Below are 20,114 nucleotides of genomic sequence, written 5' to 3'. Positions count from 1 at the left end.
ATAATTAGTAGTGGAAAAGCGCTTTTGTGCTGATTTATACGTCGTTTATTGGGCCGTTAATAAGGTTATTTTTCGGTGGTAATTAAGGCTGTAGTGACGTGTTAGAGCGAACGAAGAGTGGCAGGGTTAGACTATCGCACAGGCGCACTGAACACTATTGGCGAGACAAAAAAAGCCAGCGATTCGACGCTGGCTTTTTGCTAAGGTTTTATACTCATTGTGTTAATAAGTGCTGAAGCTTATCCCGTAGCGATGTGAGCTTATCTCGCTGCGTATTTTGTCCATGGCAATGCTCTAGAATGTAATCCATTGAGTTAAGCACTGTACGCCAGCGAGGGGTCTTTGGCAGGGTTTCTGTGCGCAGATATTTGTCTAGTGTGCGTGTTTGCAGCGTGCTTCGATCTAGATAGACTCGCCATAATCCGCTTTGCTCTGCAAAAGTAAATTTGCTCTCACCAGTATCGCTTTCCCAGTAATCGAGCGCAGTCGTCATGGCTTCAACCAAAATTTCACGCATTAACTCTTGCTTGTTGGGGCTCTTATCGCTGACTTTATCGGCAAGTCGAGTAAATTCACCCCCTAGCTCTTTGAGTTGTTGCAGCTTGTCCTTGTCGCCTTCAAAAGCATAGCTTGATAGGGCTTCAATTGCGGTTTCTAGGTTATCAATCCGCTCACTGTTCGCTCCAGAGCCGGTATCAAAGATAAACAGTGATTTGATCTCATTGCCTGGTGGCAACTGAAAAATATCGCTGCTATGACGTATTCGGCTGTCTCCGACAAACAGTTCTATTTGTCCACAGTAGTGTTCCTGTTCAATCGAGAGGAATTTCGCAGCAATCAATTCGTCAGCTGAGCTGCGTTTTAATTGCTCGCGAGAGCGCTTGAATAGCCGGGTGGCGGCCTGATTAGAGTAGTGAATCCTGTGTTCATGGTCTAAACAGATAATGGCTTCTGGGGCAGACTCTAGCTGCTCAAGGAGTCTGCCTTGTGTTTCAAGCAGATTAGCTTCAACTAAGGCGCGTTGCTTAAGCTCATTTTGCAGCAATGAGTTCTCTTGGCGTCGCAATTCAGACTTGCTGGCTTGAAGGTGCGCTTTGATGCGAGAGCCTAATTCTGGCTTGTTAAATGGTTTGGTCAGGTAGTCGTTGGCCCCAGCATCGAACCCTCGGACTCGGTCGTGGGTTTGACTTAATGCAGTCAGCATGATGATCGGAAGTTCAGCGTGATCAAAACGTTGCCTTAGCTGTTCACACACCTGATAGCCACTCATGCCTGGCATCATGACATCGAGTAACAGTAGTTCGGGTTTCTCTTCGTCAATCAGCTCTAATACTTCTGGGCCGTCGCTGGCGGTTTTGACACGGTAGCCTTCAATGCAAAGGAAGCTTTCCAATATTTGTAGGTTGACTGGTTCATCATCCGCCACAATGACCAAGGGACCATCTGGGTTTTCTGGCAACTCTTGAGGGGTTGTAGGCAACTCACTACTTTCAGGTGCTTGGAAGTGGTGGTGTGCTTCATTCTGCTCGGTTGCTTCAATCTGGTCAGGGTTAGCCAATGGCAAGCTGAAGCTGAATGTCGTACCTACCATAGGCTGGCTGCTTACATAAAGTGAACCGCCCATCAATTCGACCAACTGACGACTGATGGATAATCCCAATCCAGCCCCTTGTCGGTATCGGTTAGTATCTTGGCCTGCTTGGATAAGTGGCTCAAAAATAAGCTCCAATTCTTGCGCTGGGATCCCTTGTCCAGTATCCACGACTTGAATGCGAATCGCATCGTCGATGACGGTAGCTGAGATGACCACCTTACCTTCGGAAGTGTATTTGATGGCGTTACCAATCAGGTTATACATCACTTGCTCAAGGCGCTGTGGGTCAGCACTTACAAGTGGCATATCGGTGGGTACTTGATTGATGATACGCAGTGACTTGTTACCAAGCAGGTGCTGTGATAGCTCAAGCACTAGCCGTGTTGCGCTAGATAGGTTGACTGCTGCTGAATTAATTTCAAGCTTGCCATAACGCATTTTGTGGTAATCGAGCAGGTCATCCACCAAGGTTGCTAAGCGTTGACCACTGTTGATGATAATGTCGAGTTGATGGCGCTGAGTTGCCGGGATCGGACCATTTGCCCCAGCGACAAGGGCTTCAGCGATCCCAATCATACCATGTAGCGGGGTTCTCAGCTCATGGGAGGTGGTGGCTAGAAATTCATCTTTGAGCTTATTTGCCAGCTGCAACTCATCGTTTTGCTTCGAAATGATGGTTAAGTTGGCTTCTAATTCTCGATTCTGTTGTTTGATCAACTCGATCTTGTCGCGAATGGAGCGCTGCATTCGGGCAAAAGCGACGGCGAGCCGCCCAATTTCATCTTTACGTGTGGTCGTGAACAAGTCTTCGTCGAGATCACCTGCCGAGACTCGCTCAGCCGACCAAGTCAGTTTCAACAGTGGCGAGGTAATGAAATTCGACAGATAGTGTGAGCAGATAAATACCAGAATAATGGCGATGAGCATCGCAGCGACAAACAGTTTTTCAAGCTGGTGGATACGCGCATAAGCGATTCGCTCTGGCAGTTCGGTGATCAATGCCCACTGAATGTTTGGCAGTTCAATGCTAGTGTATGCTGCGAGAACCTGTTCGTCGCTGCCATTGACGTAAGACTCTACGCGCTCTGAATTACCTAGCGCAGCTTTGACGATTGCAAGGCTATCGTCCACTTGTTGCTGTGAGTTAGTCAGAAGGCGAGGGGTAAGGTCTTGTCCTACCAACAAGGTCACCATGTCGGTGTTAAGGGTGTCGTTAAATAGGTTTAATAAACGTGTGGCAGGCAGCCTCATCATTGCATAGCTATGTAGGTAGCCTTGCTGAACAATAGGCGCCGCAAACCAAGCAACACTTTGGTCATCTTCTAAGGCAAAATCAGACACTATGGTTGGCAGTACATCGTGGTCTAGGTCTAGTTGCTTAACTTGGTTTTGGATGTTAGCAAAGGTTTGACCGAGTACCGAGTCTTGATAAGGGCCAGTCAGAAGATTGGTGCCAAACTGTGTGCCTTTAGTGACTGAATAGGCGACGTTGCCGTCCACATCTACCAGCAAAATGTCATCGAAATCTGAGCGCTTTAAGCGTTCAATATAGGCTCTATGGTAGCGTTTATGCAGTAGGCGGTAACGCTCGCTGCCGACATAATCACTCGACTCTGGCATGATCGAGGTTCTTACTTGATCTCCAGATCCTACGATGTAACGCTGCTGTGCGTTATCTCTTGCTTTTTCAATGTCTTGACCAAGGTTTTTGAACGCATTGACTAAGCCATAAAAACGGCCACCGCTGGCGTATGCAAGCTCTGAGCGGACAAAACCAATCAGCTCGGTCTCTTTCGAAAAGTAATAGTCGATTAACTGCTGCTTTTTCGAGTCTCTTACCGAGATCAAATGTGACGTGCTTTGCTCTTGAAGATCTTGGCTATGAGACTGAAGAAAGAACAGAGCAATAACGGTAAGTGGAATGATACTCAAGGCCAAAAAGGCAATCATTAGAGTATGTTGCAGTCTTTTAAATCGTTGCTTGCGATGGAATTTAAACATAACAGATCGGCGAAAAGCTTCCAAAGGCAATGGATATTATGGGATCTGAACAGTTATACGGAGTTTTTTTTCTTAATCAAGTAAGTGCAGTGGAAAGCGTGGTGGTTAGCGCAGTTTTTCTGCGATATAGGACCAAAAAACCGCCTCGGAAGGCGGTTGTTTATTGACTTACTTTTTAGCGCGATATATTGCGAACTTGTTAGTTTTCGCTGTGGTTTCACATTGCCCGAGCGCACTTTCGATGATCGGCGGATAGCGAAGAAAGCTGTTGGCGACAATCACCAGTTCACCGTCACGCTTGAGATATTTAGGTGAATCAGCAAGCAAGGTTTCAGTAGCGCTGTAGCTGGTATCCAATCCGGCATGGAATGGTGGGTTACTGATTAAGTAATTCAGTCCTGGTTCAATGTCGGAATAGACGTCGCTAGCAAACACCTTGCCTTGCAAACCATTGGCTTCAAGAGTTGCTTTGGAAGACTCAACGGCAAGTGCGCTGATATCACACATCTCAATTTGGATCTGAGGGTATTTAGTCGCCATGTAAGCGCCTAATACGCCAGCGCCACAACCAAAATCTAATACTCGACCATTCAAAGAAGGGAGGTTATCAATCAGTAATTGGCTACCAAGGTCAAACTCACCGTGGCTAAACACACCTGGTAAGCTTCTAATGATCAAATTTTGCTCGTTTACTGCCAGTGTATACTCTTTGTACCAGTCGTCTAAGTTAAATGGTGCAGCTTTTTCTAAGCACTGACCCCAGTAAAAAGAACAGCGACGTGCAGAGTCGTATTTTTTGATCTGGCCATACGGGGCAAACATCTTCTCAATGCTTTTTACCCCAGAGCGATTCTCGCCAACCACCACAATTTCACACTCCACGCCCAGTTTGTCCATTAACATGGCGAGTAAATATTGCGCTTCTGCTTTGGCTTTTGGCCAGTAGAGTAGCAGCATGTCGCAGTCCACTTGCGCCTCTAACTGAGCGCCAAAGTATCTTTGAATATCCGTATAGGCTTCAAATTGACGGTAGAGGCCATAGTTGGTGGTGAAAACGGCAACCGATTGGCAGTGTTTGGCAAGCTCTACGGCAAAAAGATCTTCAACTTCACCCGCTACTAGTACCTTCTTATCGGCAAAGTATTCGAGTTGGCGTTGGGCAATTTGGCTAGGAGCTGTGTAGTTGGACATAGGGATTACTTAGATAAAAATTTGGGCAGATTGTCGCACAATCTGCCCAGAGGATGAAGAGACTTAATTATTGTCTTGTTTGCTGAGGAAGGTTTGAAATTCTTCTTCGTACAAGTTGAACAATACGATAGTGATGGCAAAGATCAGTGGACCATAGATAAGTCCAACCAGACCAAAGAGTTGGATACCACCTAGTAGCGAGAAGAAGATCATTAGGGTATTCATGCCTGCGCTGCCCTGCATCAACAGTGGGCGAAGCACGTTGTCGATAGAGCCAACAATTGCAACACTCCAGATCAGCAAGAAGATGCCCCAGTTGGTATCGCCACTTACAAATAGATAGAAAGTGGCTGGAACCCAGATAAGTGCCGTACCTACGACGGGGATAAAGGAAGCAAAGCCCATCATAGTGCCCCAAAATAGGCCAGGGAAACCTGCCAGCCACATGCCAAAGCCACCCGCAACGCCTTGCGCTATCGCCGTCAAAAAGGAACCTAATACCGCAGATTTTGATACTTGTTCAATCTCTTCCAGCAAGCGATCTTCTTGGCTTCGAGACAGCGGAATGATGTGACGTATTGAGGTAATGATTTTGTCGTGGTCTCTCAGCAAGAAAAACAACACAAACAGCATCAAGAAGAAGTCCATTAAGAAGTTGGTAGCATCACCCAAAATCTTAGCGCTGATAGCCACCAGCTGGGTGCCAAACTGGGATAGGAACTCAGCGATCTTTTGAGCAATTTGCTGAGGTTCAATAGCATCAAATGGCAAGTACTCATTAATGAAGTCAAACAGCGTGGTCACATATGGGTGATTGAGCGCTTCTTGCATGCCGCCATTGGTGCCCCAAGTATAGACATTTTGTGAGACTACCGCCGCTTGCTGCACAATAGCGCCAAACACCGCCAGCAAAGGCAAAACGATAATCACCGTCAGAAACAGACAAGAGATCACCGCAGAGGAGTTGGGGTATTTAGGCAGTTTCTTTTCTATCCACTCGTGCACTGGGAACATTAGCAGTGAGATGATAAACGCAAGAACAATCGAGTTAATATAAGGTGCGACTAACAAATAACATGCCCATGCCGCAGCAAGCAGTGCTGCTACAAGCACCCAATGGCTTGATGTCATCTTTAGTTTATTTGGCACAATCAAAGTCCTGTATGGCTAAGTTTCTTACCCAATGATGGCGACAAAGTGGCAACTTATCAAATCTAAATTGTTTATAAACCACCGATATTAGAGGGGTTTAACCTTATTGGAGGTAAATGGGCATAAAAAAAGCTGACAACGAGATTGCCAGCTTTTTAACGTTAGCGGTGAGGTTTAAGCCTGTTGCGCTAGAAGAGCGAAACAGTGATCCGCGGCCTCTAGCGTTGCTTCGATTTCTTTGCTGCTGTGAGCAAGAGAAGTAAAGCTTGCTTCAAATGCTGAAGGTGCTAGGTAAACACCGTGTTTAAGCATTAAGTGGAAGAAGGTTTTGAAACGCTCGATGTCACACTCAGTCACTTCTTGGTAACAGCTGATGCTCTCTTTGTCGGTAAAGAAGAAGCCGAACATGCCGCCCACTTGGTTCACCACTAGTGGGATACCGTGTTTGTCTGCCAGTTGTTTGAAGCCATCAGCTAGCTGCTTGGTCTTGCTCGCTAGACGTTTCTCGTTGCCTTCTTCTTTAAGAAGATTTAGCGCAGCGTAACCTGCCGCCATTGCAACAGGGTTACCTGATAGTGTACCTGCTTGGTAAACTGGGCCAGTAGGTGCAATGTATTGCATCACTTCTTTGCGACCGCCAAAAGCACCAACAGGCATACCGCCACCGATAACTTTACCTAGTGTGGTTAGGTCTGGTTTGATGTTGTAGTGTGCTTGTGCGCCACCTAGAGCGACACGGAAACCCGTCATCACTTCATCAAAAATCAGTAGGGCACCGTTTTCGTCACAGATATCTCTCAGACCTTCTAGGAAGCCTTCCACAGGGGGAATACAGTTCATGTTGCCTGCAACAGGTTCAACGATGATACAAGCGATTTGTTCTGGGTTAGCTGCAAACATTTCACGCACAGAATCTAGGTTGTTAAATGTTGCGGTGAGCGTGTGCTTGGCAAAGTCTTCTGGTACGCCTGGGGAGCTTGGCTGACCAAGGGTAAGAGCGCCAGAGCCAGCTTTTACAAGTAAGCTGTCTGCGTGGCCGTGGTAACAGCCTTCAAATTTCATGATTTTGTCACGGCCTGTGAAGCCACGTGCAAGGCGGATTGCACTCATGGTCGCTTCTGTACCTGAACTTACCATGCGTACTTGCTCCATGGATGGAACTAGCTCAGAAACCAACTCAGCCATGGTGATTTCCATTTCTGTTGGCGCACCAAAGCTCAGCCCGCGCTGCGCTGCATCGATGACAGCATCGCGAATTGCAACGTGGTTGTGGCCTAGGATCATTGGGCCCCAAGAGCCTACGTAATCAATGTAAGCTTTACCATCTGCGTCAAAAACCAGTGGCCCATCGGCACGTTCTAGAAATAGTGGTGTGCCACCGACACCGTTGAATGCACGTACTGGTGAGTTCACGCCACCTGGAATGGTTTGTTGAGCTTTTTGATACAGATCAGCTGACTTGCTCATGGATTGTTCCTCATTAATTTTTATCCGCGTGCATTGTAAACCCAAAGTTTCGTGGTTTCTAATAGATATCTGGGGCGATCCTAGCTTTTGTGCTGTTTGCCCATTTTCATTGAGTGAATCAAGTGACGATTAATACTTGAACGAATTAGTCGGGTATTGGATAATCGACGGATTACTATTAGCTGAACTATTGAAAGGTTTAGCACCATACTGTGAGAGGTCTTTGTGAGCGAAGTACAAGTTCCGCTATCCTTCTCTGATGCGGCGGCATCACGAGTTAAAGTGTTGATTGCTGAAGAAGAAAATCCAGAGCTTAAGTTACGCGTCTACATCACGGGTGGAGGCTGTAGTGGTTTCCAATACGGCTTCACGTTTGATGAGTCAGTGAATGACGGTGACATGATTATTGAAAATCAAGGCGTGACCTTGGTGGTTGACCCAATGAGTCTGCAATATCTAGTTGGCGGTCAAGTGGATTATACCGAGGGGCTAGAAGGCTCTCGTTTCTTTGTCGACAACCCGAACGCAACCACTACCTGTGGCTGTGGCGCCTCGTTTAGCGTCTAATCTAAACTATTGAATGAGCCCGCAAAATTGCGGGCTTTTTATTAAAATAAGATTCCTATCAAATTTTTTGCGTTTGTAGCAACTTTGAACAGTTATTGCTCGTATTAAACAGTTACACTCACTTTTCTCTCTACACAAAAAAAGAATGCTTTGCAGTTGGATGTCGCAAAGAAAACATTTACAAGGATTCAGTTATGCCTATCTCTCGTGTTAGTGGCTTTTTTTCTCAACGACCTTGGATACTTTCGCTTATCTGTTTGATTGCCCTGTCGGTTTGGCTCGGAATGGGGATGTTGCATGCCGAAGAAAACCCGCAAGCAAACAAGCAAGAGCAGCAAGTGCCATTGGCTAAAGTCGCTTACGAAACCTTCAATGCGTCTCCTACGGCTCGCAATATCGATCTTTATGGACGCACTGCACCTAAACGTGAAGCTAAGCTCGGTGCGGAAATTGCCGGAAAAATTATCGCCCTGAGAGTGGATAAAGGTGATGCGGTGACCGCAGGTCAGCCGATCGCACAAATCGACAAAGGGGATTTAAACATCCAATTGGAAAAAGCCAAAGCGATGCTGGCAGTAAAAGAGAAAGAATTTAAAGCAGCGCAATCGTTGAAAAATCGCGGCCTACAAGGGGAAGTGGCGTTTAGTACCGCCCAAGCGGCTCTTACCGATGCCAAAGCTTCGTTAGAAAATGTAAAGTTGGCATTGCGAAATACCTTAATCAAAGCGCCATTTGATGGCTATATTGATGATTTAATGGTGGAAGAAGGGGACTTTGTTGGAATCGGAGACCCTGTGGCTAGTTTGCTTGATCTTTCCGTGCTTCTTATTGAAGCCGATGTGAGTGAGCAGCATATTGGTCAACTTCAACTGGGCCAATCCGCCGATGTTCGATTGGTAACGGATGTTGAGATGCAAGGTAAGCTTAGCTACGTTTCTCGCGTTTCTTCTCCAGCAACCAACACATTTGAAATCGAGATTCAAATTCCTAATCAGGGCCAGAAGATATCGGCAGGTATCAGTGCTGAAGTGACATTGACGCTGGGTGAGCAAATGGCGGTCAAGGTTACTCCGGCGATGTTGGCCTTGGATGAGAGCGGCAACTTAGGGGTAAAAACCTTAGTCGAAGAGACGGTTAAGTTCGTGCCGATTCAGTTGGTTAAAGCGGAGCAAGACGGTGTCTGGCTGACCGGCCTTGGCGATTCGGTCAACATCATCACGGTCGGGCAAGGTTTTGTCCGAGATGGCGACCCTGTCATCGCTGTGCAAAAGCCCTAGGAGAGCAGCATGTTTGGAGTCATAGACGCAGCGCTGTCTAGAGCGCGAACGATGATCACCTTATTGGTGATGATCTTGATTGCTGGTGTCGGTACTTATCTATCGATACCAAAAGAGTCCAGTCCGGATATTCAAATACCGATCATTTATGTGTCGGTAGGACACCAAGGCATTTCACCAACCGATGCGGAGCGCTTGCTCGTTCGTCCTATTGAGCAAGAACTACGCTCAATTGAAGGGGTGAAAGAGATGATAGGCACGGCCTCCGAAGGTCACGCTTCTGTAATGCTGGAGTTTAACGTCGGGGTGGATCTGGATAAGGCGATGGCCGATGTACGAGAGGCTGTAGATCTTGCCAAACCTAAGCTTCCAGAAGATAGCGATGAGCCAACAGTAAATGAAGTGACCTTGGCATCTGAAGAGCCTGTGTTATCGGTGGTCCTGTACGGTACTGTGCCTGAGCGTACGATTGTGCAAATTTCTCGCCAGATCCGCGATAAGTTAGAGAGCTATCGACAAGTGCTCGAAGTGGATATTGCAGGTGATCGTGAAGACGTGGTTGAGATCATCGTCGATCCACTGCTGATGGAAAGTTACGGCTTAGATCAAGGCGATATTTATAATCTGATTGCGCTTAACAACAAGGTGGTTGCTGCTGGCTTTGTTGATACCGGATATGGGCGTTTTTCAGTCAAAGTGCCATCGGTGTTTGACTCATTGAAAGATGTGTTAGAACTGCCAGTGAAAGTAGATGGCAAACAAGTGATTACCTTTGGTGATATCGCAACCGTACGCCGTGCATTTAGAGACCCTGAGAGCTTTGCTCGATTGGATGGGGAATCTGCGATTGTCTTGGATGTGAAAAAGCGTGCTGGTGAAAACATCATTGAAACGGTTGAGCTGGTAAAAGCCGTATTGGAAGCGGCGCAAGCACGTGAAGATTGGCCGAACAACTTATTGATCAAATACACTTGGGATCAATCTAAAGACGTTAAAATGATGCTTAATGATCTGCAGAACAACATCTTGTCTGCAATCATTTTGGTGGTGATTGTTATTATCGCTATCCTTGGTGCGAGAACGGCCTTCTTGGTTGGCGTATCCATTCCCGGCTCTTTCCTAACGGGCCTATTGGCACTAGCAGTGTTTGGCTTGACCATCAATATCGTTGTGCTGTTTGCATTAATCATGGCAGTCGGCATGCTGGTGGACGGGGCGATTGTAGTTACCGAGTTTGCTGATAGGCGAATGCAAGAAGGCACCCCAAGAAAAGAAGCTTATCGAGACGCAGCGAAGCGCATGGCTTGGCCAATAACTGCATCGACAGCGACAACATTAGCCGCATTTGCACCGCTATTGTTCTGGCCTGATGTGACTGGCGAGTTTATGAAGTATTTGCCATTAACGCTGATAGCAACGCTGACAGCTTCATTGGTAATGGCGTTGTTATTTGTGCCTGTATTAGGGGGACTCATTGGCCGTCCGCAACATGTCTCTGCTGCAAACCAAGAGAAGATGATTGCGCTGCATAATGGTGATTTTTCTAAAGCGACGGGCATCACTAAGCTCTACTATCACACCTTAGCCATTGCGGTAAGACATCCACTTAAGATCCTTTTTAGTGCTATCTTACTGGCGGTCGCAGTTGGCTTTAGTTATGGCAAGGCAGGCCTCGGGGCCGAGTTCTTCCCAGATGTTGATCCGCCTCGCTTTAACGTCAAAGTACGTTCGTATGGTGATCTTTCTATTCAAGAGAAAGATAAGCTGATGCGTGAGATAGAAGAAGTGATGCTCGGTCATGATGAGTTTGAGAGTGTTTATACCAAAACTGGTGGTGACGATGAAATAGGGGTGATTACCATCACGCCTGTGGATTGGCAGTACCGCCGTAAAGTCAAAACCATCATCGAAGAGCTTCGTGAGGTGACGGACACCTTTGCAGGTGTGGAAATTGAGTACAAATTCCCTGCAGCTGGTCCTCCGGTAGAGAATGACTTAGTGATTGAGCTGTCGGCCCGCATACCGACTCATCTCGACGATGCTGCAAAGATTGTTCGACACTGGGCAGATAACAACCCAGCCTTTACTAACATTAGTGATGACTCGAGCAAAGCAGGTATTGATTGGCAAATAGATATCCGTCGTGATGATGCATCACGCTTTGCTGCTGATGCGACCTTAGTGGGTAATACGGTTCAGTTTGTGACCAATGGTCTGAAAATTGGTGATTACTTACCGGATGATTCAAACGAAGAGGTCGATATCTTGGTGCGCTTCCCAGAAGATAAGCGTGACATAGGCCGTTTTGACCAGTTACGAATCAAAACGCCAGCGGGGCTAGTGCCAATTACTAACTTTGCGAGCATCACGCCAGACCAAAAGCAGGACACGATTCACCGTGTGGATGGTCATCGAGTACTAAGTATTAAGGCTGATATGGCGGAAGGATATAACCTTGCACTAGAATTGCCAAAAATTGCGGAGGCGTTGGCAGAGCTCGACTTGCCTACGGGTATTGAGTACAAAATCCGTGGTCAAAATGAGGAGCAAGAAAACTCATCTGCTTTCTTGCAGAACGCCTTCTTAGTTGCCCTTGCGGCAATGGCGCTGATATTGATAACTCAGTTCAACAGCTTCTACCAAGCTTTCTTGATCTTGAGTGCGGTGCTGTTTTCCACCGTGGGTGTATTTGCCGGTTTGCTTATCTTCCAAAGACCGTTTGGCATCATCATGTCGGGCATCGGGGTAATCGCTTTGGCAGGTATCGTGGTGAACAACAACATCGTGTTGATTGATACCTATAACCAGTTGCGTAAGCGAGGGCTTGAAAAGCAAGAAGCAATTTTGCGCACTGGGGTGCAGCGTTTGCGCCCGGTAATGTTAACTACGGTAACGACGATACTCGGCTTGTTGCCGATGGTACTGGAGATGAACGTCGACTTAATTAACCAAAAGATTGAGTTTGGTGCTCCGAGTACACAGTGGTGGTCTCAATTGGCAACTGCCGTGGCAGGAGGGTTAGCGTTTGCAACCGTTTTGACCTTGGTACTAACACCTTGCTTGCTGATGCTTGGTCGAGAACCCAAAGTTGAAGCTAAGCCGCAGGAAGTGCAACCTAGTCCTTAACTTATGCTAGAATCGAGCGCTTAGTTTGCAATGATTAGCTGATTGCATCTAAGCGCTTTTTTGTTTCTAAAGGATCTGATTCACCACTATGAGTATTAAAAACGCCTTGCGTCAATTTGACAGTTATCGCCGCGACAAAATGGGCGGGCTGGAAACGCTTCTCTACAAAATGCTGTCGAATAACAAGAGCTTGCAAAAAGACTTATTAGCGCCTGAACAGGTCAAACGTATTATCGTTATCCGTAACAATAAGCGCATTGGCAATATGTACTTTATGCTGCCATTTTTGCGTGAAGTGAGCAGGCAGTATCCAGACGCACAAATCGATCTGTTGCTCAATGAACCTTGGCAGGGCCAAGTCTTTGCTCATATGGGGTTTGGGCAAATGGATTACTCGCACTTCTCATTCAAACAGCTTGGTAAATGGCTGAGCTGCATGGGCAAACTGCGTCGCAATCAGTATGACTTGGTGCTTGTGCCATATAGTTCGGTGGGTGACGCCATGATGTGTGCGATGTTAGATGCAAAAAACAAAGTGGCAGAATATAACCAGCGCCGTTTACCTGCTGCTCCCCACTCAATACCTCGTGGTGAGTGTTTGCCTCACGCTGCACTTAATAGCTTGGATGTGTTGGTACAGATGGGGCTACCTGTGGACTCTCAATATGATCACACCATGGCGTTTGGTAATGATGAGTTGATCAAGGGGCAATCTGTAGCTGATGAGCTAAAAGGTGATCATCCGGGCGTTACTATGGCCTATTTCAGAGGGGCTCGTGGCGATAAGCTTTTATCTGAGGCGCAGTGGCGTGACATTTTGGCTAAGTTCGAGCAAGGTGCGCCGCAGCCTATCCAATGGGTGGAAATTTTAAGCCCTGATATCACTTCTGCACTCGAATCTGGTCGTAAGACTTTTCAATCCAGTGATATGCGCCATTTAGCGGCAGTTTTGAAACAGCTTGATGCTTTTATCTGTTGTGATACTGGACCGCTTCATTTAGCAGATGCAGCAGATGCTACTTGTATCGGTATTTTCACCCATACGGATACCAAGCGTTATGGACTTCTAGGCGCCAACTGCGCAGAAGTGGAAGGGTTGGATAACCTAGATGCTAAGGCGGTTTTTGAGAAGGTTGGGTTGAACAAGTAGGCTTGGTTTAAGGGTTTAAGGGTTTAAGGGTTTAAGGGATTAAGGTTTTAAGGGGCTCGGTTCATTGTTGGTGAACCGAGCTTTTGCGTTTTTGGGTCTAGTTGTTGGCAGCAAGTTTGGTTTCATCGATTGGCATCATTAGGTGTTGATACTTTTCGAGTTGAGCCAGACGTTGCTGCGCTTCACCGATGAAGGCTTGTTTCGCCGAGCCTTTTAAGGATTTGGCTTGCGGCAGTTTTACCGTGCGCGGGTTTTTGTGCACGCCGTTAACCAAAAACTCATAGTGTAGGTGTGCGCCAGTGACTCGACCTGTAGCGCCGAGCGTACCGATCGTTTGGCCCTGCTTGACTCGTTGGCCAGTTTTTACCTTGCGCTTTTTAAGGTGCAGGTATTTGGTGATGTAGGTGTTACTGTGGCGGATGAACACATAGTTGCCGTTGAATTTATTGTAGCCAGCTTTCTCGACGATACCGTCACCTGCTGCCCAAATTGGAGTACCTACTGGAGCCACATAGTCCGTACCTCGGTGAGGTTTTACTCGCCCGGTTACCGGGTGTAAACGGCGAGGGTTAAAGTTGGAACTTACGTATCGGAAGTTGACTGGTGAGCGCAGGAAAGCTTTTTTCATCGCTCGGCCATTTTCATCGTAGTAGGCCCCTGTTTTTGGGTCTCTAATCGCCTTAAAGGTATCGCCTTGGTTGGTAAACACAGCGGCAATAATGTTGCCACGCCCGAGCTTCTCGCCTTCTACCAGTTTTTCTTCATACAAAACTTGGAAGTTGTCGCCTTTGCGAATATCTAGTGCGAAATCGATATCCCAGCCGAAAATACCTGCCAATTCCATGATCTGGTTAGCGGTTAACCCAGCACTCACACCTGCATTCCAAAAGCTTGAGGTGATTTCTGACTCTGAATAATTGTATTGGATATCGACTTGTTTGGTAGAGGTCGTGGAACTAAACCCGTCGTCTGAGCGGGTGATCTTGAACGTTTCAAATTCTGTTAGTTTGCGATTGAGCTGTACCAGTTCATTTTGCTCGTCAAAACCAAATTGAAGTTTGTTGCCCGGACGAAGTCTAGAAAGCTGGCGATTAATCTCTTTGTCACTGCTGATCAACTGGTGAAGCAGTTTTGCAGAAAGGCCAATTCGATTGAACAGCAGGGCGGCACTCTCTCCAGACTGCACGGTATAGGTTTCCCAGCGAATGAGAGAGGTCGGCATCACTTCGACACTCGGATTCAGCGCTTCAACATTAATGGTTAATGGGTAGTGCTTGCCGATTTCTAAAGTCGTGCCTTGAGATTTGAGCTGTTTAGTGTCGGGTAGAAAGAAGAGTGCGAACACGACAATCGCAGTAAAAAAGACAATCCATAGTTTGTGCACAAGCGGCAGACGAGCAAACTTAGCCATTTGAATCCGATTCAAAGAAAATAACTAATATCCGAGTCTAACTGGTTTCAAAACCGAGTGCTATTCAAGTACACTGTCGTGATGTAATTTTTTTGCCAAATCTGTGGGAGTGAACAAAAATGGCGAATTTGGAAACGGCACTAGCGGAGATCAAGCGCGGTGTTGACGAACTGATTCCAGAAGAAGAACTGATTGCCAAATTGAAAGAGGGCCGCCCTCTTCGCATCAAACTGGGTGCCGATCCAACTGCACCTGATATCCACCTAGGCCACACAGTTATCCTGAACAAACTGCGTGCGTTCCAAGAGCTAGGTCACGATGTGACTTTCCTTATCGGTGATTTTACCGGTATGGTTGGTGATCCGACGGGCAAGAATACCACTCGCCCACCACTGACTCGCGAAGACGTGCTGCGTAATGCAGAAACGTATAAAGAGCAGGTGTTCAAGATCCTAGACCCAGCTAAGACTAAGATTGCATTCAACTCTGAGTGGTTATCTGAGTTAGGCGCTGAAGGCATGATCCGTCTTGCGGCGAACCAGACCGTTGCACGTATGCTAGAACGTGATGACTTTAAAAAGCGTTACACAGGCGGTCAGCCAATTGCTATCCATGAGTTTATGTATCCACTCCTACAAGGTTATGACTCAGTAGCAATGGAAACAGACGTTGAGCTTGGTGGTACTGACCAGAAGTTCAACCTACTGATGGGGCGTGAACTGCAAAAAGCGCACGGTCAGAAGCCTCAAGTTGTGCTTACTATGCCTCTACTCGTTGGCTTAGATGGCGAGAAGAAGATGTCGAAGTCTGCGCACAACTACATCGGTATTAGCGAAGCACCAAGCGAGATGTTTGGTAAGATCATGTCCATCTCTGATGACTTAATGTGGAGTTACTACGAGCTGCTATCTTTCCGCCCACTAGCGGAAATCGCGCAGTTTAAAGCTGACGTAGAAGCTGGTAAGAATCCTCGTGATATCAAGATCCTATTGGCGAAAGAAATCATCGAGCGTTTCCACTCTCAAGCGGACGCAGATGCGGCTGAGCAAGAGTTCATTAACCGTTTCCAAAAAGGTGCGATGCCTGAAGAGATGCCAGAGTTTGAGTTTGACGCAGGCATTGCAATTGCTAACCTGCTCAAAGAGGCAGGTCTTGTAAACTCTACATCTGACGCTATGCGTATGATCCGTCAAGGCGCAGCGAAACTTGATGGTGCTAAGATTGAAGATACCAAATGGGTACCAGAAGCTGGCACTGCGGTTTATCAAGTCGGTAAACGTAAATTTGCTCGTGTTACTATCAAGTAATTGATTGGTTTGATTTAAAAATGGCTCCTCATGAAGGAGCCATTTTTTTACCTAAAACTTACCTTTTACCACCTAGCGTGAGCTAGATCTCAGTGTTATAATTCGCTCCGCTGCGATTTGCAGTCACTTTCGGAGTTAAACATGAACAATACCGACCATCCCCCAAGTAGTCAGGGAGAAAAATAACCGCTTCGGTATTGGCGACTCCGCCCTACCTTAGTGGTAGGGAATCTTTCGAAAAAATTCTTTTCAACACCCAACTTTTCCCCCAATTTTTCTCCTGCTTCCTGGGCATGCCGATGAACCTTTGAGGGTTTATCAGCAGTATATAGAGCACATTTTACTTCCTTTGATGCGATAAAACGCAGGGGTAGGCGTGTTTTATGGTCGTTACCGCTAATCGGGAGATTCGCCATGACGGTAATTCAACCATCGCTATTTTCAGCCGATGAAATTGGCGCTGCTCACAGCGCATTTTTGCAATACGACAAAGAGACTCAGCTTCATTTATTAGGCGTGATGCCTATAGAGGAAGCAGTGGAGATCTTACATAACTGTAAAGTTTCTGACGTGCATTGGTTTTTGGACCAATTGGAGGCGCAAGGCTCGAATAAACGAGCTCGTCACTATGCTATGCAATTGGGGTTAAACTTTTCTGAAGCCGAAACGGCAAAAGATTATTTAAGCACCAGTGTCATTGCTCACTTCCGCCAGCGTGTTGGCTGGATTGTGGCCTTGGCTTTGCTTGGCATCGTTTCAGGACTCATTATTGCTCAGTACGAAGACACTTTGAGCCAACTGGTGCTACTTGCTGTCTATATGCCGGTCATTGCTGCCGCTGGTGGTAATACGGGCTCACAGGCGGCAACCTTGGTCATCAGGGCGCTCGCCACAGGTGAGCTCAAAAAGCGCCAGTGGCTAGATGTAATATGGAAAGAGAGTCGAATTGCACTCTGTTTGGCTGCAGTGATTGCCGTGGTTATTTTGTGCCGAGTGTTGCTATTTAGTGGCAGCAGCTCAACGGGTGGCTTTGACTTAAATACCATAGCATTGGCTATCGCAGTGGCACTGTTCATTCAGGTGACATTATCGACCACTTTAGGTGGTGTATTGCCGATTTTGGCACGAGCTTGCAAGCTCGACCCTGCCGTACTGGTGAGCCCAGTACTGGCATCTGTGGTCGATATCTCAGGGATCTGGATCTACTTCAACGTAGTGAACTATTTCTTGGGATTAAATTGATTTAAGGCCTGATTTACGGCTTAGCCAGCAGGTCTTTATATAGTGCCTGTTCAAACTGATAGATAGGGGCGAGCACCTTAGGTGCATCGTCCCTTTTTATTGGGTGATAATCGGTTACGAACTGCACAAAATAGCTTTTAGGCGCACCACTCTCATCGAGGATGTATCCCGCAAGGTTGTAGGTACCAAACAAAGAGCCGCTTTTGGCTTGGATTGCCCCTTTGTAAGGTGCTTTGCGAATGCTTTTTCGATACAAAAGGGTGCCACTTTCTCCCGCCACTGGCAGCAAAGCGATGAGGTTGAGTGTCGAGTCGTTTTGCCAAATGTATTGCAATACTTTCGCCATGTCTTGAGCGGTAATGCGGTTGTTTCTGGATAGCCCTGAGCCATCTGTGAACACTGCTTGGGTTAGGTCGATACCAGTATGGGTAAATAGGACCTGTTTTATCGCTTCTGCGCCATTTGCAAAACTGCCTGGCTGGTGGAAGAACGCATTGCCTAAAGCTTTAGTAAGATTGTCCGCAATCAGGTTATTGGACTGTTTGAGCATTACATCCAAAAGTGGCACTAGGGATTGTGATTGATGAACGGCGATTAGCTTGCCTTGGCGCTCAACACTCTTGTGGCGGATCTGTCCTTTAAGTTTAATGCCTTGTTCATTGAGTAGTCGTTTTAGTACATGCTCGGTGTAGTCAACAGTGTCTTGCAGAGCAAACTTGAGCGGCAGCGGCTTATCACGTTTAAGCATACAACCGGAAAGGTGGTAGCTATTGCCTTTGGTCGTAGTGAGCTCAAGATCGCACTGATTGCTCTTCTTGCTCACCTTATTAAGTGCAATCGCCACCGTAGAGACAGTGATGGGTTGGTGCGAAGGCACGAAAACTTCCGTTCTTCCGTTTGGCAAACTTTTGATTGACGCTTGCACACAGTTCTTATCTAAAGTAATGGCGCTTGCAGGCGCACTATAGCAAACCCCTAGAATATCCCACGGCCAGCCCACACCACGCTCATAACCAGTAAAAACAGAGCCATCTAAGTAGAGGTTGGTTATCTCTTTCAATCCATTGACTTTAGCTTGCTTGAGTAGCGAGGCCAAATCTTTACTGGTTAACGTCGGGTCACCACTAAAACGCAGTACATATTCAGCACCAACACGTTCAAGCCGAGTTGAAAAACGAAATTCATCGCCTAGCTCAAGTTTAGCCGCCAAAGCGGTAATGACTTTTAATGTGCTCGCCGGCGGAAAAAGCTGATCTTGGCTTTGCTGCGAAGTGGTATGAGATAAATCGCCACTGACAAAAGCAGTGCGGCTACCATCGGGCAGTTTATCAACAGGGAGAGTAGCCCAGCAGCTACCAGAGAGAAGAAGGGCAATGAAAACAAGCTGTCGCATAGTCTATCCGCTGACTTTTAATAGAAGTGAGCAGTATAGCAGCAGGTTTCATACATGCCATACAAACAAAAACGCCCGCATAAAGCGGACGTTTATCAGACTAGAATTTAGCTAAGGCTAAATTAGAAGTCGTAACGTAGACCTAGAACAGCTTGGTCTTGAGACTTGATAGCGCCAACTTTCTCTTCTTTCAGTAGGTTGAACTTGTAAGAAGCGTAAGTACGGAAGTTAGCGTTGAAGTAGTAAGTTGCGTCAACTGCGATTGCGTCAGTTGCTTTTTCAGCAGCAGAGCTACCAACTTCGTTGTCTAGACGGTTGTAAGTAGTAGTGAATTTCGCTTGGCCTAGTTTGTAAGCTGCTGCTAGTTCGTAACCGTTAGTTTTAGTGTTGTCAGCGCCAGTTACGTTCTCTTTACCGTAAGTGTAAAGACCAGCAACGTAGATGTTGCCTAGTTCGTAAGAAGCACCAGCCATCGCTTGTTTGTTTTCTTTGGTTTCGCCGTTATCTTGCTGAGCGTAAGCTGCAGTTACACGAGCGCCAGTCTCACCGATGTTGTAGATACCAGATAGAGCGTAACCAGAGTTTTTCTCGCCTTCTAGTTTACCTTCGCTGTTTGCAACAGCTGATTCGAATGCGTAGTTAGCACGAACTTCAAGACCTGCGAACTCACCTGCGTAAGCGATAGAGCGGTCAGGACGGTCAGCTACGTCTAGCTTAGGAGCTGCACCGTTACCGTGGTAAGACATGATATCAGTGAAGTCAGTCACTTTTTGTAGAGAACCGTTTACAGTACCTACAGTTACTTTACCGAAGTCACCAGCAACACCAGTGTACATGTAACGATGCTCTAGAGTATCTGTATCATGTTTGTTGTCAGTAGAGTTGTACTTAGTCGCTTTGTATTCGCCTTCGTAGAAGCCGATACCAGTTAGACCGTCAGCGATTTGAGTTTCGCCTGCTACGTTTAGACGTACGCGAGACTGGTCTTCAGCTTTACCATCTTGGATAGCTAGACGAGCTTCGATACGACCACCGATAGCTAGAGAAGAGTCTTCAGTTTTTGCAACTTCAGCAGCAGTTGCGCCAGTGCTTGCAGCAGCAGCTACAACAAGAGCAATCATTTTTTTGTTCATTGCTTTCTAAGTCCTAATTGATAGTCCGTGAAATTTGAGCGGGCAGTGGATTCTGCGTCACTCTTATAATTGCCAGCCAATTCATAAATCGTGTTAGGCAACC

Annotated in this window: 13 protein-coding genes; 6 read left to right on the top strand and 7 right to left on the bottom strand. The window is 46.7% G+C overall.

Annotated features, from left to right (window positions below):
- Nucleotides 1-214 precede the first annotated feature (214 nt).
- The 4 genes from J4N39_RS12000 to hemL form a co-directional block, all read right to left on the bottom strand.
- Nucleotides 215-3,595, bottom strand: coding sequence for a response regulator (locus J4N39_RS12000; protein WP_252019675.1), 3,381 nt, complete (start codon nucleotides 3,593-3,595; stop codon nucleotides 215-217).
- 168 nt (nucleotides 3,596-3,763) lie between these two features.
- On the bottom strand, nucleotides 3,764-4,786 hold the full coding sequence (gene rsmC, locus J4N39_RS11995; RefSeq protein WP_252019672.1) for a 16S rRNA (guanine(1207)-N(2))-methyltransferase RsmC: 1,023 nt from the start codon (nucleotides 4,784-4,786) through the stop codon (nucleotides 3,764-3,766).
- 63 nt (nucleotides 4,787-4,849) lie between these two features.
- Entirely contained in the window at nucleotides 4,850-5,935 is a 1,086-nt protein-coding gene (locus tag J4N39_RS11990; RefSeq protein ID WP_252019657.1) for an AI-2E family transporter, read from the bottom strand.
- 177 nt (nucleotides 5,936-6,112) lie between these two features.
- Entirely contained in the window at nucleotides 6,113-7,405 is a 1,293-nt protein-coding gene (gene hemL / locus J4N39_RS11985) for a glutamate-1-semialdehyde 2,1-aminomutase (protein WP_252019654.1), read from the bottom strand.
- 225 nt (nucleotides 7,406-7,630) lie between these two features.
- On the opposite strand from hemL, the gene erpA reads away from it, so the two are divergent.
- The 4 genes from erpA to J4N39_RS11965 all read left to right on the top strand — a co-directional run bounded on the left by erpA (nucleotide 7,631) and on the right by J4N39_RS11965 (nucleotide 13,525).
- Nucleotides 7,631-7,972: an iron-sulfur cluster insertion protein ErpA gene (gene erpA / locus J4N39_RS11980; RefSeq protein ID WP_252019651.1), complete on the top strand. Its 342-nt coding sequence runs from the start codon at nucleotides 7,631-7,633 to the stop codon at nucleotides 7,970-7,972.
- A gap of 194 nt (nucleotides 7,973-8,166) precedes the next feature.
- Nucleotides 8,167-9,249: an efflux RND transporter periplasmic adaptor subunit gene (locus J4N39_RS11975; RefSeq protein ID WP_252019648.1), complete on the top strand. Its 1,083-nt coding sequence runs from the start codon at nucleotides 8,167-8,169 to the stop codon at nucleotides 9,247-9,249.
- A gap of 9 nt (nucleotides 9,250-9,258) precedes the next feature.
- A complete protein-coding gene (locus J4N39_RS11970; RefSeq protein WP_252019645.1) occupies nucleotides 9,259-12,375 on the top strand; it encodes an efflux RND transporter permease subunit in 3,117 nt (1,038 codons plus the stop codon).
- An 88-nt stretch (nucleotides 12,376-12,463) separates the two neighbouring features.
- The gene (locus J4N39_RS11965; RefSeq protein WP_252019642.1) at nucleotides 12,464-13,525 is read left to right on the top strand and encodes a glycosyltransferase family 9 protein; all 1,062 of its coding nucleotides are present in this window, start codon (nucleotides 12,464-12,466) and stop codon (nucleotides 13,523-13,525) included.
- Nucleotides 13,526-13,622: 97 nt separating this feature from the next.
- Here the strand turns inward: J4N39_RS11965 and shyC are convergent, their stop codons facing one another.
- Complete coding sequence (gene shyC / locus J4N39_RS11960; RefSeq protein WP_252019638.1) at nucleotides 13,623-14,936, bottom strand: peptidoglycan DD-endopeptidase ShyC; 1,314 nt, start codon at nucleotides 14,934-14,936, stop codon at nucleotides 13,623-13,625.
- Between the two features lie 119 nt (nucleotides 14,937-15,055).
- On the opposite strand from shyC, the gene tyrS reads away from it, so the two are divergent.
- A complete protein-coding gene (gene tyrS / locus J4N39_RS11955; RefSeq protein WP_252019635.1) occupies nucleotides 15,056-16,243 on the top strand; it encodes a tyrosine--tRNA ligase in 1,188 nt (395 codons plus the stop codon).
- Nucleotides 16,244-16,657: 414 nt separating this feature from the next.
- Entirely contained in the window at nucleotides 16,658-17,485 is an 828-nt protein-coding gene (locus tag J4N39_RS11950) for a magnesium transporter (RefSeq protein WP_252019633.1), read from the top strand.
- Nucleotides 17,486-17,498: 13 nt separating this feature from the next.
- Here J4N39_RS11950 and dacB read toward each other — a convergent pair whose 3' ends face one another.
- Nucleotides 17,499-18,878, bottom strand: coding sequence for a serine-type D-Ala-D-Ala carboxypeptidase (gene dacB / locus J4N39_RS11945; protein WP_252019630.1), 1,380 nt, complete (start codon nucleotides 18,876-18,878; stop codon nucleotides 17,499-17,501).
- A 122-nt stretch (nucleotides 18,879-19,000) separates the two neighbouring features.
- Entirely contained in the window at nucleotides 19,001-20,011 is a 1,011-nt protein-coding gene (locus J4N39_RS11940) for a porin (RefSeq protein ID WP_252019627.1), read from the bottom strand.
- Between the last annotated feature and the right edge of the window lie 103 nt (nucleotides 20,012-20,114).

Source organism: Vibrio sp. SCSIO 43136 (assembly GCF_023716565.1).
Lineage (GTDB): Bacteria > Pseudomonadota > Gammaproteobacteria > Enterobacterales > Vibrionaceae > Vibrio.
The sequence above is the reverse complement of the archived record's forward strand: the minus strand, read 5'-3'. Positions and strand labels throughout refer to the sequence as shown.